Source organism: Tateyamaria omphalii, from assembly GCF_001969365.1.
Lineage (GTDB): Bacteria > Pseudomonadota > Alphaproteobacteria > Rhodobacterales > Rhodobacteraceae > Tateyamaria > Tateyamaria omphalii_A.
On record NZ_CP019312.1, the window covers coordinates 1,383,383 to 1,402,405 of the forward strand.

Here is a 19,023-nt window from a genome sequence, read left to right on the forward strand (position 1 = left end):
CCGCCCCTTGGCGGTACCGGCGGGGCGCTTGTCGCGCTTTGGCCGTATGGGGTCGATGGCGGCGGGCGTGGCGGGGCGCATGGCCTTTGACGGGGTGCGGCAGTTGGGGCAGGGCGCGCGTCCGAACACGCGCGACCTGCTGTTGACACCCGCAAACATGCGCCGCGTGGCGGACGAATTGGCGCGGATGCGCGGGGCGGCTATGAAAGTGGGCCAGCTTGTGTCGATGGACACCGGTGACGTGCTGCCGCCCGAGCTTGCCGAGATCATGGCGCGGCTGCGGGCGGATGCGGATTTCATGCCGCCGCGGCAATTGCGTGATGTGCTGGATGCGGAGTGGGGCGGCGGCTGGCGCGCGCTCTTTGCCGCGTTCGATGTGCGACCCATCGCGGCCGCCTCTATCGGGCAGGTGCACCGGGCCCGCCTGCCAGATGGCACGGAACTGGCGATCAAGGTGCAATATCCCGGCATCGCCCGCAGCATTGACAGCGATGTGGCCAATATCGGGCGGTTGATCCGCCTGTCAGGTCTGCTGCCCGAGGGTTTCGCGCTGGAGCCTTATCTGGACGAGGCGCGCGCGCAGCTGCGGGAAGAGGCGGACTATGGCGCAGAGGCGGCGCATCTGGAGCATTTTGTCGGGTTGCTGGGCGACCACGAAAGCTTTGTACTGCCGCGGGTGCACGCGCCGCTGAGCACCGGGCGCGTGTTGGCCATGACCTTTGTTGCGTCCGACCCCATCGAAAGCGTGGAGGGCGCAGCGCAGGAGACACGGGACCGCGTGATGCGCGACCTTTGCACGCTTGTGTTGCGAGAGTTGTTCGAGTTCCGCGTGATGCAGACCGATCCGAATTTTGCCAATTACCGATTTGATCAGACATCGGGCCGCATCGTATTGCTGGACTTTGGCGCAACCCGAACGGTGCCGTCTGGACTGACCGACCAGATGCGGGCGCTGATCCGTGCCGGGATGCGGGACGCGCGCGACGAGGTATCGGACATTGTTGCAGAGATGGAATTGGTCCCGCTGACAGTGGCGCCAGAGTTCCGCACACCTATCCTCGACATGATCATGTTAGTCTTTGACGAGTTGCGCGCGCATCCCGTTCTCGACCTCGCGGCGTCTGACCTGTCGCGCCGGTTGCAGCACATGGGTGAGAACCTGGCGCGTGACGGTTTTGTACCGCCGCCGGTGCCGATGGATCTGCTCTATGTGCAACGCAAGGTGGCTGGCATGTTCCTTCTGGCGCGCCGCTTGCGGGCACGTGTACCGGTCGCCGACCTGATTGCATCTTACGCGGAGCGTGCATGACAGAGATTGCACCCGTCCTGCACCTGAGCGGTGTCACGAAGTCCTATTCCGTTGCCACCGATGCAGTGCCCGTGTTGCGCGGCGTGGACTTGCACCTCAACCCCGGTGAGACGCTTGCCCTCACTGGTGAATCCGGCAGTGGCAAAAGCACGCTCTTGCACATCGCAGGCGGCTTGGAGACGGCGGATGCCGGGCAGGTGCGCGTGGCGGGCCAGGATCTGGTGCCGATGACGGACACGCAGCGCGCGGCCATCCGGTGCAAGGACGTCGCTGTGGTCTTTCAACAATTCAATCTGATCCCGTCGCTAAACGTGGCGGACAACATCGCGTTTCAGGCGCGCCTTGCGGGACGCCTCGACGCACAGGTTGTGGGTCATTTGGTGGCAAAGCTGGGCCTGTCCGAGCAGCTGACGAAATACCCAGAGGCCCTGTCGGGTGGCCAGCAACAGCGGGTGGCCATTGCCCGTGCCTTGGCGGCGCGCCCGCGTGTCCTGCTGGCGGATGAACCCACGGGCAACCTTGATGAGGGCACTTCAAGCGAGGTGTTGGAGCAGCTGCTGGCGCTTGTTGCGGATACCGGCGCGGGGCTGCTCTTGGTCACACATTCACCGGGCATTGCCGCGCGTATGGACCGCCGCCTGCATCTGAGCCGGGGGCAGGTCGCGTGACGCGCGCCTGCCTTTCAGCCTTCATGTCGCATTGGCGGCGCAATCCGCTCCAGCTTTTTGCCTTTCTTGCGGGCCTTGCCCTGGCAACCGCGCTCTGGTCCGGCGTGCAGGCCATCAACGCCGAGGCGCGCGCCAGCTATGACGCCGCCGCGTCGACGCTGGGGGAGGGGCAGTTCGACCAGATCGTGCCGGTGTCGGGCGACCGCATCGCACAAGCTGACTTCGTTAATTTGCGGCGCGCAGGCTGGCTGGTGGCGCCGGTGATTGAGGGACGCTTGGGCGACGTACGTCTGCTGGGGATCGACCCGCTGTCATCGCCCGCGGGTTTTGGTGCGGGACAGGATGGTGACCTGACGGGGCTCTTGAGTGAGGACCGCGTCTTTGCCAATGAAGAGACGGCTGCGAACCTGCCGGCGGACCTATCGGTCGTTGTGGATGCCGACATCGCGCCGAACCTTGCCGTGACGGATATCGGCGTGGCGCAACGGGTGCTGGGCCGGGCAGATCTAAGCCGACTGCTCGTGCAGCCCGACCAACCGCTTGTGCAGCCAGCGCTGGCGGAGATCGCGCCGCACTTGCGGCTGCAACCCGCCAGCCAGACGGCTGATGTGGGCGAGTTGACCGACAGCTTTCACCTCAACCTGACGGCCTTTGGCCTGCTCAGCTTTGCCGTGGGTTTGTTCATCGTTTACAGCACCATCGGCCTTGCCTTTGAGCAGCGGCGCGGCGTGGTGCGGACCCTGCGCGCGCTTGGCGTGCCGTTGCCGCGGTTGATCACGCTGATGGTTGTTGAGGTCTTGATCCTCGCACTGATCGGCGCGGGCCTCGGCGTTGTTCTGGGTTACGTCATTGCTGCGGCCCTTTTGCCCGACGTGGCGGTGACGTTGCGCGGGCTCTACGGGGCCGACGTGTCGGGCAGTTTGCAGTTTCGGGTGTCCTGGTGGGGGTCCGGGCTGGCCATTGCAGTTCTGGGTGCACTTGCGGCGGCGGGTGTCCGGCTGGCGCAGATCGCCCGGATGCCGCTTTTGGCCAGTGCGCGTCCACGCGCCTGGGCGATGTCATCGCGCCGTGCGCAGCGGGTGCAGACACTGTGCGCGGCTGTATTGTTTGCGGCGGCGTTTGTGCTGGGTCTGGGCGGGCAGGGGCTGCTTGCCGGTTTTGCCCTTTTGGGCTGTTTTCTGATCGGTGCTGCCCTGATCCTGCCGGTTTTGATCGCGCCGCTTTTGCGGGTGGCGGAACGCCGGGCGCATTCGCCGGTGGCACGCTGGTTCTGGGCCGACACACGCCAGCAATTGCCCGGTCTGAGCCTGGCACTCATGGCGCTGTTGCTCGCCATTTCGGCAAATATCGGCGTCGCGACGATGGTGTCGAGCTTTCGGCTGACTTTTGTATCCTTTCTGGATCAGCGTCTGGCGCCTGAGCTTTATGTGCAGACCGAAAGCGCGATGCAGGCCGAGGCCGTGGAGGCGGGGTTGGCCCAAGCGGGTGCCACTGTGTTGCCGTTACTGATGGTTGATGCGCAGATCGCCAGCCAGCCCGTGCGCCTGTTTGGGGTTCGGGTCGGGCCGACATATCGCGAGAATTGGGTGTTTCTGGATCAACACGGCGAGGCCTGGGATGCGGTAGATGCCGCCCAGGCAGCCGTCGTCAACGAGCAGCTGGCACGTCGGAGTGGTCTGTGGCTGGGCGATGTGATCGAGCTGGTGCCTGGTGTGCCGCTGCCCATCGCCGCGATCGTCGCCGATTACGGCAATCCCAAAGGGCAGGTGATTGTGAGCGAGGATTTGTTTCACACTCTGCATCCGCAAGTGCGCGCCCGGCAGTTCGGGGTGCGAACGGATGACACAGAGGCCATGCGCCGCGTGCTGACCGATGATCTGGGCGTGTCTGACAGTGCAATTACGGATCAGGCGGCCCTCAAGGCGTTTTCGCTGCAAGTGTTTGAGCGCACGTTTACAGTGACTGCCGCCCTGAATGTGCTGACGCTAACAGTGGCTGGATTTGCGATGCTGATGAGCCTGCTGACCCTGGCCGACCTGCGTGTCCCGCAATTGGCGCCGGTTTGGGCGCTTGGCCTGACACGGCGCAGCATCGGACGGCTGGAGTTGCTGCGTACGGTGGTGTTTGCTGCGGTGGTGTTTCTCTTTGCGATGCCTGTAGGGCTTGGGCTGGCCTGGGTGCTGCTGGCCATCATTAATGTCGAAGCCTTTGGCTGGCGTTTGCCGATGTTCCTGTTCCCCGGTGATTACACGCGGTTGGGTCTTTATGCGCTTTTGGCCGCGGTCGCAGCGGCTGCTTGGCCCGCTTGGCGCTTGATGCGGACGCCGCCCAATGCGCTGCTGAAGGTGTTTGCCCATGAACGCTAGGGTGCTTTTTCTTGTTTTCCTGTGGCCCTTCGCAGCGCTGGCGCAGGGGTTTGCCGGGCTGGGGACCGATGCCGAAGGCTTTGCGATCCCGCAGCCTGATCCGGTCTTTGACTTTCCGGCGGATCACGGGCCGCATCCGGATTACCGCATCGAGTGGTGGTATCTGACCGCCAATCTGACGGACGCTGAGGGCACGGCCTACGGCCTGCAATGGACGCTGTTTCGCTCCGCCCTTGCGCCGGGTGACGCGGACGGGTGGCAGTCGCCGCAAGTGTGGTTCGCCCATGCCGCCGTGACCACACCCGACGCGCATTTCGCCACGGAACGGTTCGCGCGGGGAGGAACGGGGGTCGCCGGTATCGAAGCCGAGCCGTTTCGGGCTTGGATCGACGAATGGGTGATGGAGGGACCGACGCTGGACGCTGTGACATTGCGCGCCCAGGGTCCGGAGTTCAGCTATGATATGGCTCTTGAAGCGCGAGGCCCGCTGGTGTTCCAGGGGCAGGACGGCTTTTCGGTCAAGTCTGCGGACGGGCAGGCGAGTTACTACTATTCGCAGCCATTCTACGACATCGCAGGCACGCTATTGCTGCCGGGCGGACCAGTCGATGTGACGGGACGGGCGTGGCTGGACCGCGAGTGGTCGTCTCAACCCTTGTCGGACAACCAGACGGGGTGGGACTGGTTTTCGCTGTCCTTTGACAGTGGCGACAAGATGATGGGCTTTCAATTGCGCCAGCGTGACGGCACCCGATTCAGCGCCTCGACCTGGATTGGTGCCGACGGATCGACAACCGCCTATCCCGATGGTGCCTTTGTCGCAGAGCCGCTTGAGATGACGTCCGTTGCGGGCCGGGACGTGCCGACCACATGGCGCGTGCGCCTGCCCGACAGGGGCGTGCACGCACGTGTCGAGGCCTTGAACGGGCAGGCGTGGATGCCGTTGACCATTCCCTATTGGGAGGGCCCGGTGCGCATCTCCGGCAGTCACGTGGGTGTCGGTTACTTGGAGATGACGGGATATGAGTGATCCAGGCGATTTGGCTGCGTTTCTTGAGGAGGCGTGGCAGCTTTTGCGCCGTGGCGTGGCCGACAGCCGGTCGCCTGCTCGCTACCCGACCTTTGCAACCGTATCGCCGGCGGGCGTGCCAGAAGCGCGGACAGTTGCGTTGCGGCGCGCCGCGCAGACAGAAGCAGTGGTCGAGGTTCATACCGATATCAACACTCCCAAGATTGCAGCCGTGCGCGCGTCGCCGGTTGCCGCCTTTCATGTCTGGCTGCCGAAGTCGAATTTGCAAATTCGACTGACCACGACGGTCGCGATCCTGACCGGCGATGCGGTGGAAGAGGCTTGGACCAGGGTGCCGCCTGCCTCACGCGTGTCATATGGAACGGTGCCTGATCCGGGCACGCCTATCGAAGACGTCTATGCCTATGAAAAGCCACCCGAGCGGGCGCGCTTTGCGGTTCTGCGCTGCACGATTGATCACATTGATCTTGTTCATCTTGGGGAACGGCACCGTCGCGCTGAATATGTACGCAGCGACGGGTGGGCCGGGACCTGGTGTGCGCCCTAGCTGCCCAAAAGCAGCGTGCGACACGCCCTGATCTGCTTGTTGGCGACCTGCCGCGCGGATCGTGCGCGGGCCGGTGTTGTGCCAAAGGACGCCTGTTGCAACAGGGCTGCATGCGCCAGCTTCACCTCAATCCTGTGATTGAGGATGTTGCGCCCCTCATCTGGCGCCATCGTCGCGGAGGTGAGCATGGCAAAGGATGTTCGGTCTGCTGCGATATCAGACGCGGCGGGGTCATTCGTCAGCCACGCATGTTCCATTTCGGCAGAGAACCGGCCCGCGCATTCGGCAAATGTATATGTAAGCCCATCGTGCGCTGCGGCTGCACCCGCCATGCCGAACATAACTGCTCCGGCAGCTAATATTATTTTCAATCCGCTCATTTGTTGAGCATTGCGCTCGAAAATCTGTGCGTCAACTGTGCGGTATGGAAACTTTAAGCGGTTTGAGCCGCTCCGGGAGGTTTCCGCGTCGTGTCCTAGCTCCGTGCCATTTCGCATGTGAGCACCCTGATTGACGACATTTTATGCGCGCTCGAAAGGCAGATCGGATACAATTGTCGCGCCTGCATGACTGGCATTGAGCCTTTGGGCCTGACTCGTTATCTGCACGGTATACTATGGTGTGCAGAAACGCGCGCCATGCGCCCGAACCCGAAACAAGCGAAAGATCGCCCTATGTCCCAAGACGCCGCACCCGATATCATCTACACCGTCACCGACGAAGCGCCGCAACTGGCGGCGGCCTCGCTTTTGCCGATCGTGCGCAAATTCGTCTCTGCGGCTGGCATTGATGTGTCTACGCGCGACATCTCGGTCGCGGGGCGCATCCTGGCGACATTCCCCGAACGTCTGACCGCAGAGCAGGCGCAAAGCGATGATCTGGCGGCTCTGGGCCAGTTGGTGAAGACGGCGCAAGCAAATGTGATCAAACTGCCAAATATCTCGGCCTCCGTTCCGCAGCTTCAGGCCGCGATCAAGGAATTGCAGGGGCAGGGATATGACGTGCCCGATTACCCCGAGGCGCCGTCGACAGACGAGGAAAAGGACATCCGCGCCCGCTACGACACGATCAAAGGATCGGCTGTGAACCCGGTTCTGCGGGAAGGGAACTCGGACCGCCGAGCGCCTGCTGCCGTGAAAGCCTATGCCAAGGACAATCCGCATTCGATGGGCGCCTGGTCCGCTGACAGCAAGACCAAGGTGTCCACGATGGGCGCCAACGACTTCCGCTCGAATGAAAAATCCGTCACGCTGACGGCTGCACAGGCCGGTGCGCTGAAGATTGACCATACGGCAGTGGATGGAGCTGTGACGGTCCTGAAGGACGGGATCGACATGTCCGAAGGCGCCATTGTCGATGCCACATACATGTCGCGCGCAGCATTGATGGATTTCTTGGCGCAGGCCATCGAAGACACCAAGGCGGATGGCACACTGTTCTCGTTGCACATGAAGGCCACGATGATGAAGGTGTCGGACCCGATCATCTTTGGTCACGCCGTGCGCGCGTATCTTAAGCCGGTCTTCGACAAGTACGACGCTGAATTCAAGGTGGCGGGCGTGAACCCGAACTCCGGACTGGGCGCCATGCTCGACGTGATCGCCGGGATGGAAAAGGGCGCCGAGATCCAAGCCGAGATTGACGCGGTCATGGCCGACCGTCCGCCGATGTATATGGTGAACTCCGACAAGGGCATCACCAACCTGCACGTGCCGTCCGATGTCATCATCGACGCCTCCATGCCCGCCGTGCTGCGCGCGGGCGGCAAAGGCTGGGGGCCGGATGGCAAGGAAGGCGACACGAACTGCGTGATCCCCGACAGCTCGTATGCGCCCGTCTATGCAGAAACGGTGGAGTTTTTCAAAGCCAACGGCGCGCTGGACGTGACGACCGCAGGCACGGTGCAGAACATTGGCCTGATGGCGAAGAAGGCCGAAGAATACGGCTCGCACCCGACCACGTTCGAAATCCCCGCTGATGGCACTGTCAAGGTGATTGCGGCCAATGGCGACGTGCTGACCAGCCACGACGTGGAAACAGGCGACATCTGGCGCATGGCCTCGACCCGCAACGAAGCGGTTGTGAACTGGGTCGATCTGGCCATTTCACGTGAGACCACGACCGGTTACCCGTCGGTGTTCTGGCTGGATGACACCCGCGGCCACGACGCAGAGTTGATCAAGATGATCACGCCGATCCTTGAGGCCAAGGGCAAGTCCGACACATTCCAGATCATGGCACCCGCCGCCGCCACGCGCCACGCGCTTGAGGTGATCACCAAGGGCGACAATTGCATCGCCATCACCGGCAATGTTCTGCGCGACTATCTGACCGACCTGTTCCCGATCCTTGAGGTCGGCACCTCGGCCAAGATGCTGTCCGTCGTCAAGTTGATGAATGGCGGCGGCATGTTCGAAACCGGCGCGGGCGGCTCTGCCCCCAAGCACGTCCAACAGTTGATGGAGGAAAACCATCTGCGTTGGGACTCGCTTGGTGAGTTCTGCGCAATCGCCGAAAGCCTGCGCTTCTTTGGCGAGGCGCATGGGAATGCCAAGGCCGCTGTCATGGGCGACGCAGCAGACGCCGCCATCATCAAGCTGCTGGGCGAGGGCAAGTCGCCCGGTCGCAAAGTTGGTCAGCCTGACAACCGCGACAGCCATTTCTTCTTTGCCCTCTACTGGGCCGAGGCGCTCGCCGCGCAGACGGATGACGCCGATCTGGCCGCGACCTTCGCCGATATGGCGGGTGCGCTGAGCGGGCAGGCCGACACCATCGCGACGGAGATGATGGCAGGCCGTGGCGCGGCTGTGGATCTGGGTGGGTACTACAACACCGATGACGCGAAAGTGGCTGCTGTCATGCGCCCGTCACTCACGCTGAATGCGTTGATCGACGGCTGATACCGTGGATACGCAGTATTCAGGAAGTGAATGCTGCAGCTGCAAAGCCACTATAAATGAGACAATTCCATGGCCCATCTTTCGTTTTTCGAAAGGTGGGTCGGTCTGTTTTTGAAACTCGCGAAAGCCACCGGAGATGACCTTGCGTCGGCCCACAGCCTCGCCCTAGCGTGCGCGCAACCAAACATCCTTCAGGGCACTCCATGGCACGTGAATACCTTAAGAAAGCAACACTGACCGCGACGTCCGGCGCGTCCGATGTCCACGATATTGTCACAGGCATTCTGAGCGACATCGAAGAACGCGGCGATGCGGCGGCCCTGGAATACGCGGCAAAATTCGACAAGTACGAGGGCAACGTCCTGTTGACCGCAGAAGAGATCGAAGCGGCCTGCGCCCTCGTGCCGGACAAGTTGAAGGCCGACATCCAGTTTGCTCACGACAATGTCCGCCGCTTTGCTGAAACGCAGAAAGCCACTGTAGCCGATGTTGAGCTTGAGATCGTACCCGGTCTGATAGCTGGTCAAAAGGCGATCCCGGTGGATGCAGCAGGTTGCTATGCCCCCGGGGGCGCTACAGCCATGTGGCCAGCGCCATCATGACCGTGACCACGGCCAAGGTTGCGGGCTGCAAGCATATTACCGCCTGTTCGCCTCCGCGTCCCGGCGTGGGTATTGCCCCGGCCATCGTCTATGCCGCACATATCTGCGGTGCGGACAAGATCATGGCGATGGGCGGCGTGCAGGGCGTGGCCGCGATGACCTTTGGCCTGTTCGGGCTGCCCAAGGCGAACATCCTCGTGGGTCCGGGCAACCAGTTTGTTGCCGAAGCCAAACGCATCCTGTTTGGGCGTGTGGGCATCGACATGATTGCAGGGCCGACCGACAGCCTGATCCTTGCTGATGGCGACGCGGATGCGCATATCGTGGCGACCGATCTGGTGAGCCAGGCTGAGCATGGGTACAACTCGCCCGTCTGGCTGGTCACCGACAGCCGCGCACTGGCCGAAACGGTGATGGAGATGGTGCCGAAACTCATCGACGACCTGCCGGATGTGAACCGCGAAAACGCGACCGCCGCGTGGCGCGATTATGCCGAAGTGATCCTGTGCGCCGACCGTGAAGAGATGGCCGCATGTTCGGACGACTACGCCCCCGAACACCTGACGGTGCAAGCCGAGGATCTGGATTGGTGGCTCGACCGCCTAACCTGCTACGGCTCGCTGTTTCTTGGTGAGGAAACGACGGTATCGTATGGTGACAAGGCGTCGGGCACCAACCACGTGCTGCCAACGTCAGGCGCCGCGAATTACACCGGCGGCCTGTCTGTCCACAAATACATGAAGATTGTCACCTGGCAGCGCGCCACGCGCGAAGGGTCCAAACCGGTGGCGGAAGCGACAGCGCGGATCTCGCGACTGGAAGGGATGGAAGGTCACGCCCGTTCAGCGGACGTGCGGCTGGCCAAGTACTTCCCAGGCGAGAACTTTGACCTTAGCGCCAATGAGTGATGCCGTTTTCCACGTTTCCTTTCACTGCTACGATGCGCGTGGGGAGGCTGTGAGATGAAAGCATTGGTCTATGACGGCGTAGAAACACTGCGTTTTCGCGATGTGGCAGATGCAGAGCCTAACGCGGGCCAAGACTTGGTGCGCATCGCGTCATCGGGCATCTGTGGCTCCGATATGCACGCCTATCTTGGCCATGATGATCGTCGCCCCGCGCCGCTGATCCTTGGGCATGAAGCGGCCGGCACTATCGTTGGCGGCGCGCGCGACGGCGCGCGGGTAACAATCAATCCGCTGGTAAGTTGCGGCGCCTGTCAGGCGTGCAACGCGACACGCGAGAACCTGTGCCCGGACCGCAAGATTATCTCCATGCCGCCGAAAGAGGGCGCATTTGCCGAACTTGTCGCGATGCGACCGCAAAACCTTGTTGCTGTGCCCGATCATGTCTCCCTGGACATTGCCGCACTCGCTGAACCGCTGTCAGTCAGCTGGCACGCCGCACGGCTTGGCCTTGCGGCGCTGGATGCAGGTGCAACCCAATCGGCGCTGATCGTCGGGGGCGGAGCCATCGGCCTGGCAGCTTCGCTGGCACTCAAGGCGCAAGGCATGGCCGACGTCACCATTGCCGAACCCAGTGACGCACGCCGCGTTTTTCTGGAAAACCAGTGCAACGAAACATGTGTCCCCGCGGGGACAGGCACATACGGGCTGGTCGTGGATGCCGTCGGTTACGCCGCCACGCGCGAGATCGCCTCGGCCCGGACGGAGCCGGGTGGCGTCATTGTTCATATCGGTCTGGGTGAAGATCTGGGCGGCCTTGATGTCCGCCGCATAACGCTGCAAGAGATCACATTTATCGGCACGTACGCATATACACCGCAAGACTTCCGCGACACCTGCGCCGCGATGTTCGACGGGCGTCTTGGCCCGCTGGACTGGACCGAAAAGCGGCCATTGTCCAATGGTGCTGCCGCCTTTGCCGACTTGCGTGCGGGCCGTGTCGCCGCCCCCAAGATTATTCTGCACCCCTGATGCCGGAGACATCATTCAAATGAACATAGACAAGAAGATCACCGATGATCTGGTCGCGAACGACATCTCATTCGTGACCACCGTACCTTGCAAACAGCTTGCGGGTGTCATTGAAGAGATCGACCAGCGCAACGATATTTTCCACATCCCCTCCAACAAGGAAGACGAGGGGATGGGCCTGTGCGCAGGGGCATGGATGGGGGGCAAGCGCCCGGCCATCATCATGCAGAACACGGCCATCGGAGTGACGATCAACACGCTGGCCACACTGATCCAGTACTATCGGATGCCGCTGCCCATGCTGATTTCATATCGCGGTGAGTTGCGCGAGCCCGTCGCCTGCCAGGTCGAAATGGCGATCCATACCAAGGCGCTGCTGGCGCAGATGAACATCCCGACCTACCACTTCCACCATCAGAAGGACGTGGAAGAGCTGGATATGATCCTGAAATACACCTTTATGTGCAACAAACCCGTGGCGATCCTGACCGACGCCAACTTTTGGGGAGGCTATGGCGACCAATGATCCGTTCTGAAATCCTCAAGGAAATTGCACCCATTCTGCGTGACCAACTGGTGGTCTGCAACATCGGCATCCCCAGCCAGGAACTGCACGCCATCGACGATCAGCCGACCAATTTTTACATGCTTGGGACAATGGGCCTTGCCTCGTCCATCGGGCTCGGTCTGGCGTTGGCCCAGGGCAAGACCGTTATCTCGATTGACGGCGACGGGTCAGTCCTGACCAACCTGTGCACGCTGCCAACCATCGCCAACAACGTGGCCGACAATTTCATTCTCATGATTATCGACAACGGGTCCTATGGCTCGACCGGCGATCAGCCTACATATACCGGGAAAAAGACATCCCTTGCAGGCATGGCACGCGCCGCCGGCTGCGAGAATGTGGTCGAGGTGATGGATGTGGACACCGGGCCTGCGCTGGAGAGGGCCATTGCAGAGCAGAAGATGACCGTGATGGTGGTCAAGTGCGACAGCGGCAACGCCAAGATGCCAGTGATTACGATGGATCCGGTCGTCATTAAGGACCGGTTTATGAAAGCAGTCAGCGCCTGATACACATGTTGCGGCGCCCTGATGCTTTTGGGTGTTCTCATTAACACGACCTTCATGCGTGGCGTCCTAACCTGTCCACCAATGCGTTAGGCATATTGGTGGACAGATCGCTTTGCCCGTTTCGATCTTGGAAAAAAAAGCGCGCTGGCGCGCTGGCAGGGCGTGATGGCTGCGCATGTCTCTTCGCCTCGCGCACTTAAACCGCACAGCGTTGTCGTGATCGACGATTCAAATGTCATGCGCCGGTGGTTGGGCAGCATGATTTCCGGCGACCCGCGTCTTGAACTGGCAGGAACCGCTGCGTCCGCCGAAGAAGCCCGGCAGGTGATCAAAAAGACAAACCCCGATGTGATTACGTTGGATGTTGAGATGCCCGGAATGGACGGGATCGAATTCTTGTCACACTTGATGCGTTTGCGCCCCATGCCGGTTGTGATGCTGAGCAGCCAGATGCGCAAGAACGGGGAAAAGGCGCAGCGCGCGCGCGCATTGGGTGCAGCGGTCTGCCTTGCAAAACCGTCCATCCCGACACCGGAGGCATTGGCAAGGCTTTGTGACAATATCGTCGCCGCCGCGCGGCAGGACGGGCAGAGTGACCACGCCACCTGGGCAGCATCAGATAAAATTGTCCTGATTGGGGCATCCACGGGCGGTGTGACGGCACTGGAGAGCATTCTGCCACTGTTTCCAAAGGATGGCCCACCTATCGTCATCGCGCAACACATGCCGCACACGTTTCTCAATCGCTTCATCGAACGGCTTGACCGGCATCTCGAACAATGTGTGGATTTCGCTGCGCATGGGGAGAGGTTGGCGACAGGCCAGGTTCGACTGGCCGCCGCCCGAGACATGCAAACAGGCCTGACTTGGCACAGTGGCGCATGGCACATACAGGCCATCAGACGCGGACGCCACGACATGTTTTGCCCGTCGGTGGACGTGCTTTTTGGATCGGCCGCGCCTTGGGGTACGCAAGTGGGCGCCATGATCCTGACCGGGTTGGGCAATGATGGCGCCAAAGGTATGCTGATGTTGCGCCGGAGCGGTGCACGGACCTTGGGCCAGTCGGAACGCACATGTGCCGTCTACGGCATGCCGGCTGCGGCTCTTGCGATGGATGCCATTGATGAGGAGCGGGACTTGGGCGAACTGCCATCTCGTATGACAGACCTGCTGTTTCGGGATGAAACGCTGGTGTGACCCGACAGCATGTTCATATCACCCAAGGTGAGCACGCCACCGGCACCGGGTCAGACCTGGTGATTTCCACTTTGCTCGGGTCATGTGTGGCCTGCTGCCTTTGGGACCCGACCGTGGATGTTGGCGGTATGAACCACATGTTGCTGGCTCACACACCGGGACGCAATGCACACAGAACGCTGTCTGGTATCAACGCCATGGAGTTGCTGATCAATGATCTTGTGAAGCTAGGCGCTGCGCGCAACCGGTTGCGTGCCAAGGCGTTTGGTGGCGCGTGCATGATATCTGGGCTGTCTGATATCGGTGCCCAAAACGCCGAATTCACCCTGCAGTACCTCAAGCAGGAAAGCATACCGCTGGTCACGCATTCGCTTGGTGGAAGCATGGCGCGCAATATTCGATTTTGGCCGGGTACCGGCCGCGTCATGCAAAAGATCACGGATGCTGCCGTAAGCGAGGCTGACGTGATCGTTCCGATCTCCAATGGAAACGGGCTTGAACTCTTCTGATTTCGCCGGCCCTGTAGCTTCAAAAGAGTTCGACAGAACCGGCTTCTTGCGTGACCGCCGCTTCGCTGTCCGGTGACAGGATCGCTCGCGTTTCAGCAAGCTTCAGGCGCGTCTCCTGATGTGGTGTGCTTTGATCCTCCTCGGCCAGGATCTGGGATACAACCGAAAGGTCCTGTAGGGACTGAACGATGTGGTCCAACCTTTGCAATTGAAAAATCTGTGCTTCAGATAACGCGTCGCAATGACGTTCCGCCAATTCCGAGACCAGCTTCGTGACCGACGACATGTCGTGCGTCATTGCGACCAACAAGTTGGACATGCGCGACAGGGCGCGTCTGGCCGCGATATTTGGTCCGTCCCGCACTACAGTGGGCCAACAACAGACTCGATGCATTGGCGCAACTGTGCCGCCTCAAAGGGCTTCTTGAGATAGTTGTTCATCCCCAATTTGCGTCCATGATCAATAATCTGATGTTCAGCGCGACCTGTGATCAGGATAAATCCAACGCCTTTGGTGCCCGAGCCGCTGCGAAGGGTGTGCAACAGTTTCAGACCATCCATGTTCGGCATGTTGTAGTCGGATATCACGAGATGCGCAGGTGTCTTGCCGAGAAGATTGATTGCATTTATCCCATCCGAAGCGGTGAAGATGTGACGGATACCAAGCGCTTCCAGCCCTTGAACAAGGAGCCCGCGGCTCGTCGACATATCATCGACGACCATAATACGGATTTGGTCTCGTAGAGCCATTTTCGTCTCCTATCGGGAGTAAAGAAGGGAAGGTGCTGGTTTGGTATAGGCAGTTGGTCCGCTGGACCGAAAACCATGCGCGCCAGGATCTGAAATACGTTCGGAATGCCCCAAAAAAAGCAGTCCGCCGGGGAGCAGCGCGTCATTGAAGCGCGGCCAAAGTTTTTCTTGCATCGGCTGATCAAAGTAAATGACCACGTTTCTGCAAAAGATCGCATCAAATTGAAATTGCATTGGCCAATCCGTGAACAAGTTCAGCTCGCGAAATGAAACGACGGTTTTTAACGTATCGATTACGATACGGTCGCCATCGTCATTCGGATGCTCAACAGTAAACACCTCGAGATGAGCTTTTGGCACAGTGCTCAGTTGCGAGGCAGAGTAGTGTCCTTCGCGGGCAAATGTGATGACCCGGCGATCAATATCCGTTGCCAGAATGCGGAAGTCGGCCGTGGCCAATGCCGGCTCCTGTGACAGCAGATGCATGGCGATGGAGTAGGGCTCTTGGCCGTTAGAGCAACCGGCAGACCAGATCCTTATCCGCTCTCCTTTTGCAATACGTTCACGGAACGTCGGCAAAAGCGACTGGCAAAGCACATCGAAATGCTGCGCTTCGCGAAAAAACTGAGAGACATTTGTCGTAAGGGCGGAAATCATAAACCGTCGTTCATCAAGCCCGCGCGTTGAACTCACATGATCGGCGTAAGTTGAATAAGTATCGATACTGAGCGCCCGCAGCCGGTGCCTCAGGCGCGATTGCACCATCAACTTCTTTTCGCGCACCAACGTGATGCCGCTTTCGCGGTAGGTGAGCGCAGCGATACGGTCAAACTGCTGATCATCCATCAGGGGATGGCCGTGTGATTGGCGCATCAGGCGGCGTCACTTTGCGATTGGGCCACCACAAGCGCCAGATCCAATACGCGGATCATCCTATCGTCGATCACGGTGAGTGACCTGATGACGTTGAGCCCGTCATATCCTCCGCTATCGGGCGGGACTTGCATGTCATTGGCGTCAAGCGAAACGATGTCCGACACCGCATCGACAAGCAGGCCGGTCATCTGCCCTCCATGCTTGACCACAATTATGACATTGCGGCTGCTTTGGCCGCATTTTGGAAGGCCCAGACGCTCCGCCAGATCAATCACGGGCAGAACTGTTCCCCGTAGATTGATCACACCGCGCATGAAGCTGGGGGCTAGGGGCATCGGAGTCGCTCGCGTCCATCCTCGAATTTCGCGAACGCTCATGATATCAAGTGAGTATTCCTGATCTCCGAGTTTGAACGTCAGCAATTCGATCGGCTGTGTAGCATTGCCATCACTCATGCTCGCGCCTCCTGTACGTGATATGTGGAAGAGATTGCCCCGCCTGCGTTTGCGTGAGCGACGATGTCGGCCGGGTCCAGGATCAACGCGATCTGGCCATCGCCCAGGATGGTTGCCGCAGCAATGCCCGGCGCCCGGTAGAAACTGTCGTCAAGCCCCTTGATGACGACTTGGCGTTGATCTTGGATTTCATCCACGACAAGCGCGATGCTGACTTCGTCCTCAAGCGTCAATACGAGTGCAATGCGGTCAACGAAACTGTCGCTGATAGTGCGATATCCAAGGACTGAACCGAGATCCAAAAGCGGCAGGAAGGCGCCACGGTTACGTACAACAGATCGGCCCGGCCCAAGCGCTTCGACGTTCGCCTTGGTCAATGTAAGCGTCTCCGATACGACGCTAAGAGGCAGGACCAGCGTTTCGCCCGCGACATCGACGACCATTCCATCGAGAACTGCAAGTGTGAGCGGCAAAGAGATGCTGAACAACGTGCCCTGACCCGGCTCGGAGCTGATTGTGATACGTCCGCCAAGAGCGTGAATTGCAGTGCGTACCACGTCCATTCCGACGCCACGCCCCGACAGGTCGGACACGCTGGATGCGGTTGAAAATCCAGGCAGAAACAACAGGTTGTCAATGTCGGCGTCCGACAAGTTCGCATCGGCGGAAACAAGCTCTTTGTCTTTGGCCGTTTGAAATACGCGGGCGCGGTCAATGCCGCCACCATCATCCGAAACGTCGATGATGACGCGACCTGAACGATGGGATGCGCGCAGGTGAATCGCACCTTGCGCAGGTTTTCCATTTTCCACACGGGCATGCGCCGGCTCTATTCCGTGATCCACCGCGTTACGGATCATGTGCGTCAGCGGGTCGGCAAGCCTTTCGATAACGGTCTTATCAACCTCGGTTGTTTCGCCATCGGTGATCAAGCGCACATCTTTCGACACCGATGCGGATGCTTCCCTGACGATCCGCGACATGCGTTGGAACAGCGATTTGACCGGCTGCGCCCTGATCATCATGACGCTGTCTTGGATGTCACGGGTAAGGCGTTGAAACTCTTCGAGGCCGTTCATCGCGTCGGAATGCGGAGAGAGCCCTGCGGATTGCATGCTTTGTGACAGCATGGCCTGATTGATCACCAATTCACCAACCAGGTTCACAAGCCTCTCAACACGTTCGATATCGACGCGAACGAAGGTCTTGTTCTTGGTGTCGCGTGGCGGAGCGGATGCCTCAGGTTCTGATAGAGGTGCGGACGAAGCGTTTGACTTCCCGGGTTCGGCCGATGTGTCGGCTTCGTCAGCGACAGATGTTGTTGGACCGGGCAGAATTTGCAACTCGCACAACCCGTCGACAAATTCGAAGATGGATGCGACTTCCGCTTCATCGACGATTGTGTCGAGCGACAAGGCCCAACTCAAGTAGACGGCTTCAGGCGCCAATTGATTCAAAGTTGGAACGCGGTTTGTATCGCACTTTACAGTGAGGTCGCCCAGTTCGGCCAACGCTGCAAAGATATGAGGTACGTCGTTCGCCGTCTCAAAAAGTTCAGGCTCAGGGGTGAAGTAAATTTGATAGCGATTGAGCGCTGTCTCATTTTTTGTTTCTGGATCGTTCAGTAAATCCAAGGAGAGAGCCACAGGCGCGAAATCAGGCTCTTGCGGCTGATCGGCTGGCTGCGGATCAGCGGCGTGCGCATCCAATTCGGACAGAAGCGCCGCGCTGGTTGCTACCGGAAAATCCTCGTCTTCGCGTGCGGCACGAACGATATCAGACAGATGGTCTGCCGCTCGGAAAAACAGACCCAAAAGGTCCGTTGTGACAGCCAGACGTGCATCGCGGACAGCGTCCAAAACAGTTTCATACCGGTGCGAAAATGTTACCATATGATCAAGACCGAAGGCGCCCGCGCCGCCCTTGATCGAATGCACGGCACGGAAAATCACGTGAATGGCGTCGCCATCGTCGGTTCCTGTCTCCAACGCATGAAGACCGTCTTGCAAGGCTTCCAGCAATTCTTCGCATTCCACAAAAAACGAGGCGCGAATTTCCGCCATTGGGTCCGAGGCCGTCATGAGCGTTGCTACCCGGCAACCATTTGCAGTGCCTTGACCAGTTTGGTCGGATCGAACGGTTTTACAATCCAACCTGTGGCACCGGCAGAACGAGCGCGCATCTTCATTTCGGGTGCTGCTTCAGTGGTCAGAACAAGGATCGGCGTCGTTTTGTGATCGGAGCCGTTACGCACGGCGTCGATAAAGCCAAAGCCATCCAGCCGCGGCATGTTGATATCAGTGATAATCACATCTGGATTCAGATCCGCCAAAACCTCTGTCCCATGCACACCGTCGTCGGCTGTGTGCACGGTGAAACCAACCGGTTCCAGCGCCAAGCGTATCATGTCGCGCATCGTGCGGCTGTCATCCACAGCAAGGATTTCAAGGCTCATGTCGCTTCCTTCGGTGTCGTTAGCTCGGTCAGCCCCATCAGCGAAAGCTGCTGATGCGCGCGCGGTTGCAAGTTATCAATCGACAAGGTCCGGTTACTTGCGTCCGCAGTGCGACATGCGCTCAGCAAGACTTGCGCGCCCATCGCACCAATATGGACTGTTTTCGCTGCATCAAGGCGGATGTCAGCCGCATGATCGTATGCCAGTAACTCTGCCATCAGCTCTGGCGCTGTCGTGGCGTCCAGTCGGGCTGGCAGGGACACCACATCATTCATGAGATATGCGGCAAGCTGCGCGAGAATGACGGCTCATCTTGTCCCTCCGGGTTACGACTACAACGTC

At 59.9% G+C, this 19,023-nt stretch carries 19 protein-coding genes and 1 pseudogene; 12 read left to right on the plus strand and 8 right to left on the minus strand.

Features of this window, described 5'->3' with window-relative positions:
* The first annotated feature begins 7 nt into the window (after positions 1–7).
* From BWR18_RS06895 to BWR18_RS06915, 5 genes are read left to right on the plus strand one after another with little or no spacing between them, the layout of a single operon-like run.
* Complete coding sequence (locus tag BWR18_RS06895; RefSeq protein WP_368073643.1) at positions 8–1,309, plus strand: ABC1 kinase family protein; 1,302 nt, start codon at positions 8–10, stop codon at positions 1,307–1,309.
* The gene (locus tag BWR18_RS06900) at positions 1,306–1,977 is read left to right on the plus strand and encodes an ABC transporter ATP-binding protein (RefSeq protein WP_076627294.1); all 672 of its coding nucleotides are present in this window, start codon (positions 1,306–1,308) and stop codon (positions 1,975–1,977) included. Before BWR18_RS06895 ends, BWR18_RS06900 begins: the two co-directional genes overlap by 4 nt.
* 23 nt (positions 1,978–2,000) lie before the next feature.
* Positions 2,001–4,343, plus strand: a complete 2,343-nt coding sequence (locus tag BWR18_RS06905) for an ABC transporter permease (RefSeq protein ID WP_254684943.1) — start codon at positions 2,001–2,003, stop codon at positions 4,341–4,343.
* A complete protein-coding gene (locus BWR18_RS06910; RefSeq protein WP_076627296.1) occupies positions 4,333–5,373 on the plus strand; it encodes a lipocalin-like domain-containing protein in 1,041 nt (346 codons plus the stop codon). Before BWR18_RS06905 ends, BWR18_RS06910 begins: the two co-directional genes overlap by 11 nt.
* Positions 5,366–5,920 carry a pyridoxamine 5'-phosphate oxidase gene (locus BWR18_RS06915; protein ID WP_076627297.1) on the plus strand — a complete coding sequence of 185 codons (555 nt, stop codon included), beginning with the start codon at positions 5,366–5,368 and terminating at the stop codon, positions 5,918–5,920. The genes BWR18_RS06910 and BWR18_RS06915 overlap by 8 nt, the downstream gene beginning before the upstream one ends.
* Here BWR18_RS06915 and BWR18_RS06920 read toward each other — a convergent pair.
* Positions 5,917–6,261 (minus strand): hypothetical protein, encoded by a 345-nt coding sequence (locus BWR18_RS06920; RefSeq protein WP_083957658.1) that lies wholly within the window; start codon positions 6,259–6,261, stop codon positions 5,917–5,919. The genes BWR18_RS06915 and BWR18_RS06920 overlap by 4 nt on opposite strands.
* Positions 6,262–6,594: 333 nt before the next feature.
* Between BWR18_RS06920 and BWR18_RS06925 the strand changes: the two genes are divergently transcribed.
* The 7 genes and pseudogenes from BWR18_RS06925 (at position 6,595) to BWR18_RS22050 (ending at position 14,145) form a co-directional block, all read left to right on the plus strand.
* Positions 6,595–8,820 carry an NADP-dependent isocitrate dehydrogenase gene (locus BWR18_RS06925; protein WP_076627299.1) on the plus strand — a complete coding sequence of 742 codons (2,226 nt, stop codon included), beginning with the start codon at positions 6,595–6,597 and terminating at the stop codon, positions 8,818–8,820.
* 203 nt (positions 8,821–9,023) lie between these two features.
* A pseudogene (gene hisD / locus BWR18_RS06930) lies at positions 9,024–10,330 on the plus strand (histidinol dehydrogenase).
* A 54-nt stretch (positions 10,331–10,384) separates the two neighbouring features.
* Entirely contained in the window at positions 10,385–11,359 is a 975-nt protein-coding gene (locus tag BWR18_RS06935) for a zinc-dependent alcohol dehydrogenase (protein WP_076627300.1), read from the plus strand.
* Between the two features lie 19 nt (positions 11,360–11,378).
* On the plus strand, positions 11,379–11,885 hold the full coding sequence (gene comD, locus BWR18_RS06940; protein WP_076627301.1) for a sulfopyruvate decarboxylase subunit alpha: 507 nt from the start codon (positions 11,379–11,381) through the stop codon (positions 11,883–11,885).
* Positions 11,882–12,436 (plus strand): sulfopyruvate decarboxylase subunit beta, encoded by a 555-nt coding sequence (gene comE, locus BWR18_RS06945; RefSeq protein WP_076627302.1) that lies wholly within the window; start codon positions 11,882–11,884, stop codon positions 12,434–12,436. Before comD ends, comE begins: the two co-directional genes overlap by 4 nt.
* 165 nt (positions 12,437–12,601) lie before the next feature.
* Entirely contained in the window at positions 12,602–13,636 is a 1,035-nt protein-coding gene (locus BWR18_RS06950) for a chemotaxis protein CheB (protein ID WP_076627303.1), read from the plus strand.
* A gap of 137 nt (positions 13,637–13,773) precedes the next feature.
* Entirely contained in the window at positions 13,774–14,145 is a 372-nt protein-coding gene (locus tag BWR18_RS22050; protein WP_438873647.1) for a chemotaxis protein CheD, read from the plus strand.
* Between the two features lie 19 nt (positions 14,146–14,164).
* On the opposite strand, the gene BWR18_RS06960 is transcribed toward BWR18_RS22050, so the two are convergent.
* From BWR18_RS06960 to BWR18_RS06990, 7 genes are all read right to left on the minus strand, one after another.
* Positions 14,165–14,443, minus strand: coding sequence for a hypothetical protein (locus BWR18_RS06960; RefSeq protein WP_157598673.1), 279 nt, complete (start codon positions 14,441–14,443; stop codon positions 14,165–14,167).
* Positions 14,444–14,508: 65 nt separating this feature from the next.
* Positions 14,509–14,895 (minus strand): response regulator, encoded by a 387-nt coding sequence (locus tag BWR18_RS06965; protein ID WP_076627306.1) that lies wholly within the window; start codon positions 14,893–14,895, stop codon positions 14,509–14,511.
* Between the two features lie 9 nt (positions 14,896–14,904).
* The gene (locus tag BWR18_RS06970) at positions 14,905–15,741 is read right to left on the minus strand and encodes a CheR family methyltransferase (protein ID WP_254684945.1); all 837 of its coding nucleotides are present in this window, start codon (positions 15,739–15,741) and stop codon (positions 14,905–14,907) included.
* 26 nt (positions 15,742–15,767) lie between these two features.
* A complete protein-coding gene (locus BWR18_RS06975) occupies positions 15,768–16,226 on the minus strand; it encodes a chemotaxis protein CheW (RefSeq protein ID WP_076627308.1) in 459 nt (152 codons plus the stop codon).
* Positions 16,223–18,307, minus strand: coding sequence for a chemotaxis protein CheA (locus BWR18_RS06980; protein ID WP_254684946.1), 2,085 nt, complete (start codon positions 18,305–18,307; stop codon positions 16,223–16,225). Before BWR18_RS06980 ends, BWR18_RS06975 begins: the two co-directional genes overlap by 4 nt.
* An 8-nt stretch (positions 18,308–18,315) precedes the next feature.
* A complete protein-coding gene (locus BWR18_RS06985; protein WP_076627310.1) occupies positions 18,316–18,681 on the minus strand; it encodes a response regulator in 366 nt (121 codons plus the stop codon).
* Positions 18,678–18,956, minus strand: coding sequence for an STAS domain-containing protein (locus tag BWR18_RS06990; RefSeq protein ID WP_076627311.1), 279 nt, complete (start codon positions 18,954–18,956; stop codon positions 18,678–18,680). Before BWR18_RS06990 ends, BWR18_RS06985 begins: the two co-directional genes overlap by 4 nt.
* Positions 18,957–19,023 lie beyond the last annotated feature (67 nt).

Coding starts and splice junctions, on each gene's coding strand:
- BWR18_RS06920 (WP_083957658.1), bottom strand. CDS start 6,261: ATGTTCGGCATGGCGGGTGCAGCCGCAGCGCACGATGGGCTTACATAT.
- comD (WP_076627301.1), top strand. CDS start 11,379: ATGAACATAGACAAGAAGATCACCGATGATCTGGTCGCGAACGACATC.
- BWR18_RS22050 (WP_438873647.1), top strand. CDS start 13,774: ATGTTGCTGGCTCACACACCGGGACGCAATGCACACAGAACGCTGTCT.
- BWR18_RS06950 (WP_076627303.1), top strand. CDS start 12,602: ATGGCTGCGCATGTCTCTTCGCCTCGCGCACTTAAACCGCACAGCGTT.
- BWR18_RS06910 (WP_076627296.1), top strand. CDS start 4,333: ATGAACGCTAGGGTGCTTTTTCTTGTTTTCCTGTGGCCCTTCGCAGCG.
- BWR18_RS06960 (WP_157598673.1), bottom strand. CDS start 14,443: ATGACGCACGACATGTCGTCGGTCACGAAGCTGGTCTCGGAATTGGCG.
- BWR18_RS06915 (WP_076627297.1), top strand. CDS start 5,366: ATGAGTGATCCAGGCGATTTGGCTGCGTTTCTTGAGGAGGCGTGGCAG.
- BWR18_RS06925 (WP_076627299.1), top strand. CDS start 6,595: ATGTCCCAAGACGCCGCACCCGATATCATCTACACCGTCACCGACGAA.
- BWR18_RS06980 (WP_254684946.1), bottom strand. CDS start 18,307: ATGACGGCCTCGGACCCAATGGCGGAAATTCGCGCCTCGTTTTTTGTG.
- BWR18_RS06935 (WP_076627300.1), top strand. CDS start 10,385: ATGAAAGCATTGGTCTATGACGGCGTAGAAACACTGCGTTTTCGCGAT.
- BWR18_RS06990 (WP_076627311.1), bottom strand. CDS start 18,956: ATGAATGATGTGGTGTCCCTGCCAGCCCGACTGGACGCCACGACAGCG.
- BWR18_RS06965 (WP_076627306.1), bottom strand. CDS start 14,895: ATGGCTCTACGAGACCAAATCCGTATTATGGTCGTCGATGATATGTCG.
- comE (WP_076627302.1), top strand. CDS start 11,882: ATGATCCGTTCTGAAATCCTCAAGGAAATTGCACCCATTCTGCGTGAC.
- BWR18_RS06985 (WP_076627310.1), bottom strand. CDS start 18,681: ATGAGCCTTGAAATCCTTGCTGTGGATGACAGCCGCACGATGCGCGAC.
- BWR18_RS06905 (WP_254684943.1), top strand. CDS start 2,001: ATGTCGCATTGGCGGCGCAATCCGCTCCAGCTTTTTGCCTTTCTTGCG.
- BWR18_RS06975 (WP_076627308.1), bottom strand. CDS start 16,226: ATGAGTGATGGCAATGCTACACAGCCGATCGAATTGCTGACGTTCAAA.
- BWR18_RS06970 (WP_254684945.1), bottom strand. CDS start 15,741: ATGGATGATCAGCAGTTTGACCGTATCGCTGCGCTCACCTACCGCGAA.
- BWR18_RS06900 (WP_076627294.1), top strand. CDS start 1,306: ATGACAGAGATTGCACCCGTCCTGCACCTGAGCGGTGTCACGAAGTCC.